This is a genomic window from bacterium, assembly GCA_030654305.1.
Taxonomy (GTDB): domain Bacteria; phylum Krumholzibacteriota; class Krumholzibacteriia; order LZORAL124-64-63; family LZORAL124-64-63; genus PNOJ01.
This window is the reverse complement of record JAURXS010000291.1, coordinates 1-5,191: the sequence shown is the minus strand read 5'-3', so window position 1 is coordinate 5,191 and position 5,191 is coordinate 1. Positions and strand designations below refer to the sequence as shown.

At 74.4% G+C, this 5,191-nt stretch carries 7 protein-coding genes; 3 read left to right on the top strand and 4 right to left on the bottom strand.

Annotated elements, in window-relative coordinates; all coding sequences use genetic code 11:
• Positions 1-275 (bottom strand): hypothetical protein (locus Q7W29_08310; GenBank protein ID MDO9171820.1); only part of this gene is annotated, 275 nt, incomplete at its 3' end.
• 304 nt (positions 276-579) lie between these two features.
• Here Q7W29_08310 and Q7W29_08305 point away from each other — a divergent pair.
• From Q7W29_08305 to Q7W29_08295, 3 genes are all read left to right on the top strand, one after another.
• Positions 580-771, top strand: coding sequence for a hypothetical protein (locus Q7W29_08305; protein ID MDO9171819.1), 192 nt, complete (start codon positions 580-582; stop codon positions 769-771).
• Between the two features lie 98 nt (positions 772-869).
• Entirely contained in the window at positions 870-1,979 is a 1,110-nt protein-coding gene (locus Q7W29_08300; GenBank protein ID MDO9171818.1) for a hypothetical protein, read from the top strand.
• On the top strand, positions 1,976-2,842 hold the full coding sequence (locus tag Q7W29_08295) for a hypothetical protein (protein ID MDO9171817.1): 867 nt from the start codon (positions 1,976-1,978) through the stop codon (positions 2,840-2,842). The genes Q7W29_08300 and Q7W29_08295 overlap by 4 nt, the downstream gene beginning before the upstream one ends.
• Before the next feature lie 48 nt (positions 2,843-2,890).
• Here the strand turns inward: Q7W29_08295 and Q7W29_08290 are convergent, their stop codons facing one another.
• Genes Q7W29_08290 through Q7W29_08280 form a run of 3 tightly spaced genes read right to left on the bottom strand, consistent with a single transcriptional unit; the run spans position 2,891 to position 5,015 of the window.
• Positions 2,891-3,304 (bottom strand): hypothetical protein, encoded by a 414-nt coding sequence (locus Q7W29_08290; GenBank protein MDO9171816.1) that lies wholly within the window; start codon positions 3,302-3,304, stop codon positions 2,891-2,893.
• Positions 3,301-3,915 carry a YceI family protein gene (locus Q7W29_08285; protein MDO9171815.1) on the bottom strand — a complete coding sequence of 205 codons (615 nt, stop codon included), beginning with the start codon at positions 3,913-3,915 and terminating at the stop codon, positions 3,301-3,303. Before Q7W29_08285 ends, Q7W29_08290 begins: the two co-directional genes overlap by 4 nt.
• 29 nt (positions 3,916-3,944) lie before the next feature.
• Positions 3,945-5,015, bottom strand: a complete 1,071-nt coding sequence (locus Q7W29_08280) for a hypothetical protein (GenBank protein ID MDO9171814.1) — start codon at positions 5,013-5,015, stop codon at positions 3,945-3,947.
• Between the last annotated feature and the right edge of the window lie 176 nt (positions 5,016-5,191).

Below are 5,191 nucleotides of genomic sequence, written 5' to 3'. Positions count from 1 at the left end.
ACGGGATCGATCCCCACCTCCCAGCCCTGGTCCGTCTTGTGGAAGTGGAGGTGGGGGAAGGCCTTGCCGAGCATGGCGGTCGGGTCGTCCCGCGCCTCGGGCACCGTCTCGAGGATGTAGACCGCGTGCATCTGGTCGGTGCGGTAGCGCTGGAGCTGGAAGCTCTCGTAGTGGTGGCCCTCGCGGGTCAGGTAATAGACCCACCACGCCCCGATCACGACGATCAGCGCCACGAGGATGCCGTACATCAGGCCCAGATGTCGGTGCAGCCGCACGCAGGTACTCCTCGTCGACGGGCTTGCCGGGGCGGGCGGCCGCAATATAGCAGTCCCGGGCGCGGGCGTCACCCGCCGTCCCTAAACCAGGAGCGGCGTCCCCGTTCGTTGACGGGCGCGGGCCGCCTTGTCCGCCGCCGCGGTCGTTCCGCGCGGGCCGGTTCGCGGGACGATTGCGGCCCGAACCCGGCCCGCGGCGCCGTCCGCCGCCGATCCGCAGACGCGCCGCAAGCTGGTGCCGCGCTTGCCTCGGGCCGTCCGTCGCGATCGAACACGACGGGATGCGACCACGAGGGAGGTGATGATGACCGACACGAAGAACCGCGAGATCCCCACGACGCTCGCCCGACTCGGGATCGAGGAGCTCGAGGAGCGCCTCGAAACCAGCCCACTGCTCGGCGACGACGTGGGCGACGGCGGCTGCTGCAACAACTTCTGCCAGTGCAAGCTGGAGAAGTACCCCGAAGCCGTCGACGACGCCGTCTGGGGTCCCTGAGATCCGCGCCTCGGGTTTCGGGTCGCCGCCGACACGGGCCCGTCCGCCGCGGCCGACGGCGGACGGGCCGCCCTGGTCCCGTTCCGGGAGGACACCGCATGCCGACTGCGCTCAGCCCCTCATCGCGCCGCCGCTGGGAGCTGTGGAACCTCCGGGCCCTCGTGCCGGAAGCCGATGCCGCGACCCTGGCCGCCCTGGAAGCCGGGAGGCGAACTTGCGCCGACCATGCGCGCCGCGTCCTGCGCGACGGTTCGGGGGACCACCGCCGCCTGCGGGGCGACGCCCGCGCGTTCCTGTCCGCTCACCGCGAACTGCACGACGGCCTGGTGCTCGGGTTGCACCTGGGACCGTACTCGCTGATCCCCGGCCTCTACCTGGACCTCGGGCTGTCGCCGGTCGTCCTGCTGGACCGCGCGGCCCACGACCGCCTGCGCGCCGACGCCGACCGTCAACGGCAGGCGCTGGGCCTGTCCGGCGAGCCCGAGTGGCTGGTGACGGACCGGCCGGCGTTCGCGGGCAGGATGCTGCGCTGCCTGCGGGCCGGTCGCCCGGTATTGGTTTTCCTGGACGGCAACAGCGGCGAGGGCGGCATGGCGGCCACGCGCGACCGGGGCCTGACCTATCGGTTGCCCGGGCGTGACCTGCGCGTGCGCACCGGGTTGGGGCGGCTGCTGGGCCACGTGGGCTGCCCCGTCCACACCCTGACCGTGCGCTGGCGGCCGGACGGGTCGCTGCACTGGGAGGGCGGCGCGCCGCCGCCGTGGCCCGCGGACGCCGATCCGGCCACGATCACGCGCCGTCTCCACGACTGGCTCTTCGCCGAAGTGCGGCGCTCGCCGGAGCAGTGGTCGGCCTGGGGCATGCTGGGCGCCGCGAGCGCCTGTTTCGCGCGCGACCGTCTCGCCGTCGACGCGCGGGAGTTGCGGCGGCGCGACGACGAGTTCCGGACGGCGGTCGCGCGCGACCCGGACCGCGTGCGTCTCGTCCTGCGACCCGGCGTGGAGGTGTGGGAACCGGACATCCTCGCCGACACGCACGGTGAGGCCTTCTACGCCGCCGACGGATTGCGCGACGCCGCCCTCGACCTGCTGCGCGCCGCCGCGCCGACGCTCACCGAGCTGCGCGCCCTCTGCGGGCGACGCTGGGTGGACGGCCACGCCCGGCGCCTCGCGACGCTGGGGCTGGCCGACCTGGTCGCGGCCGGATGAGCGCCGACGGCGAGTTCGAAGCCTTGCCCGACGGGCGCTGGCTCCTGCGCCGTGGCGGCCGCCGTTTCACCCTGCCAGCGGAACTGGCGCTGAGCATGCGCGACGGCGGCGATCCCGACCGTCTGCGCGCGCGGCTCGACGCCGCGCCGCACCCGCGCCGCTCCCGCCTGCGCCTGACGCTGCTGCCCGCCCGGGCCGTGCAGGCGCTGGCCGACCTGCTGGCGCCGGCGACCGGATGGCAGACGCTGGCCGCGGCCGCCGCCGCCGGCCTGGGCCTCTGCGTCTTGGCGGCGGTCCTGCCGGGGAGCATCGTCGCCACCGCGCCGTTTGCTTGGTCGCGGGCGCTACTCGCCGCGGCGGTGGTCGGGCTGGCCGCCGCGGCGCACGAGCTGGGGCACGCGGCGGCGCTGCACCGGGGCGGCGGTCGTGCGGGCGCCATCGGGGCCGGGGTGCTGTGGGTGGTGCCCGTGCTGTGGTGCGACGTGACCGAGGCGGCGCTCCTGCCGCCGCGCGACCGCCTGCGGGTGGACGTCGCCGGCGTCGCCGCGCAGTGGCCGCTGGGTGGACTGGCGCTCTGTGCGGGACGGATCTGGAGCCGGCCGGAGCTGATGTGGGCCGGCGGCGCCATCGCGACCGCGATCGCCTGGAACGCGCTGCCCTTCGCTCGCACCGACGCCTATTGGCTGCTCTGCGACGCGTTGGGCGTGCCGTCGCTGTCGCGCGCGCTCCCCGCGGAGGCGCCGCTCCGCACGCGCCGGGTCCGCGCGTGCTGGCGGGCCGGACGCCGCGTGTTCGTGGCCTGCCTGGCGGCGGCGGCGGTGTGGAAGATTTCGGCGTGGGTTCGCGGCGGGCTTTCGCCGTGACGTCGGGCGGTCGGCGGCGCCCCGCGCGTCCCGAGTCGACTTGTGTTCCTAGTCGTCGCGCGCACCGTCGACGATCCAGCGGCGCACGAGTTCGAGTTCGGCCGCGGTGAAGGCGGGTCCGCCGTCCGGCATCGGTCCACCGTACTGGCCGGTGTCCGCGAGCTTCCCGTAGAGCACCGAGGCGGTGGGATCGCCGGGCGCCACGCGGACCGCCGCGTACCCGGTGGACGGCACGCCCACCAGGCCTGCGCGGCTGTGGTCGGCGCTCAGATCGAGCCCGGCCACGCCGCCGGCGGCATGGCAGCCCGTGCAGTCGCGGTCCCACAGCGGCTGGATGTCGCGGGAGTAGAAAACGTCGTCGCCGCCGCCGGGGGAGAGGGGAACGGCGCCCTCGTCGGCGCACCCGACGAGGAGCGCCGAACCGGCGGCGGCGAGGAGCAGGCGGGCGGCGCCGGCGGTCACGGCGCGCCTCCGCCGGCGGGCCGGGCCTCGAGGCGCAGACGGACGCGCTGCTCGTCCGCCAGCTTCATGGTCAGGAAACCGGGGCGCGCGATCGCGTGGTCGGAGAGGCGCACCGGGAAATCCGCCGCGATCGTCAGCACGCCGTCGCGCGACAGCTCCAGCCGGGCGTGGCAGGTCAGCGGCTTCACGACGCCATGCAGATCGAGTTCGCCCTCGACGACGACGTCGCAGGCGCCGCCCGGCGCCAGCGCGGCCGGCGCGGCCTCGACGATGCGCGCGCCGCGGAACGTCGCTCGCGGGTAGCGGTCGGTCTCGAGGTGGTTCTCGCGCAGGTGCCGGTTGCGCAGGCCGATCCCGGTGTCCAGGGAGGCGAGGTCCACTTCCACCGTCACGACGATCTCGCCGGCGAGCTCGTCCAGGTCCGCGCTGATGCGCCCCGCGACGCCTCGCGTTTCCCCCCCGAACGATTCCAGGGGCGCCTTCGACTCGAAGCTCACGGTGGAGCCGGTGCCGGGCGTCAGGACGTAGTCCGCGCCCCGGGCGGATACGGCGAGGAAAGCGGCCGGCAAGATGGCGGACAAGGCGGCGAGGATGAAGGTGCGTCCGATCATGTTCCCTCCCGATGGTCCGGGTGCGCGAATCAGAACAGGACGTGCAGGACGAGCTCGCCGCGGGTCGCGTCGGGTTCGGGCGACCGCGGCCCCGGGTCGTTCACCTCGCGCCGCGCCACCAGCATGGCGCCGAGATGGGGCCCCAGCAGGGCGTCCACGCCGAGGCTCCACGACGTGCGGGAGCCATCGGCCAGCGCGCGATCGGGGTCCTGGAAGCCGTAGGTGGCGCGCAGGTCCCAGCCCCGCCGCACGCGCACGGCCAGCTCGTGGGTGATCAGGCGTCCCAGGTCGCCGCCGACGCGCGTCTCGTCGAGCTGCCAGACCCAGCTGACCGGGCCGGCCGCCGCGTAGCCGAAGCCGCCGGCGACGCGGTCGTGGCCGCCGCTCCGCCGCGCGCGCCAGACCGAGGCGCCCAACGCCAGGTTCAGGTCCCCGAGCGAGCGGCGCGCCGCCACGCGTCCGGCGTAGCTGCCGCCCTCCCCGGTCGGGCCGGCGAGGTAGGAGATCGTCACCTCGAAGGGCTCCGGAGCCAGGCCCAGTTCGAGGCCGTCGTCGAGCAGCAGCGCAGTGCGGTCGTTGCCCTCGGGATGGAACAGGTAGCGTCGCGCGGGGAGCTGGTGGTCGGCGAACCGCCAGCCGTAGGCGGGCAGGAAGCGCCCGGCCTTCAGGTAGCCGTCGGCCGGCAGGAGGCGGGCGGTGCCGAAGGCCTCGCCCTGGCCGCCGCGGCCGCGCTCGACGTACACCGAGGTGCGGTCGTCCATGTGCACCGACAGGTAGACGTCGGCCTGCATCGCGAGCACGCCGTCGCGGCTCCCGTCGCTCTCGTACAGCAGCGTCCTGAGATCCGCACCGACGGCGACACGTTCGCCGATCTCCGGCGAGAACCGCGCCTCGGGCGAGGACGGCGCGGCAAGCTCTTCCGGGATCAGGTACTCGGCAGCGTAGGCGCTGCGCATGCCGCCGCCGGTGGGATTCTCATGGCACAGCAGGCAGGACTGGCCGTAGCGAGCCGAGTAGCGCGGCAGCGCGTCGGCCGGCGTGGCCCAGGCGGCCGCGGTCACCGCGGCGACGAAGGCCGTCAGCGCGACGCGTCGGCCCATGTCACCGGCCCCCGGGTAGGTGGTCGTGATCCGGGGTGTCCGCGAATCTCGTCATGAAGGTCTCCCGACGTTCGAGCGGGCGATGCTCCATCACCACGCTAGGGGCGCCGGAAGCGCGCGGCCGTGACTTTGTCACATATACTTGTGATAACAGGCAATGTTTTGCTCGATGGTAA

Bases quoted from the DNA above. Each gene is read 5' to 3' on its own strand.
- Q7W29_08285 (MDO9171815.1), bottom strand. From the start codon at position 3,915: ATGATCGGACGCACCTTCATCCTCGCCGCCTTGTCCGCCATCTTGCCG.
- Q7W29_08280 (MDO9171814.1), bottom strand. From the start codon at position 5,015: ATGGGCCGACGCGTCGCGCTGACGGCCTTCGTCGCCGCGGTGACCGCG.
- Q7W29_08300 (MDO9171818.1), top strand. From the start codon at position 870: ATGCCGACTGCGCTCAGCCCCTCATCGCGCCGCCGCTGGGAGCTGTGG.
- Q7W29_08295 (MDO9171817.1), top strand. From the start codon at position 1,976: ATGAGCGCCGACGGCGAGTTCGAAGCCTTGCCCGACGGGCGCTGGCTC.
- Q7W29_08305 (MDO9171819.1), top strand. From the start codon at position 580: ATGACCGACACGAAGAACCGCGAGATCCCCACGACGCTCGCCCGACTC.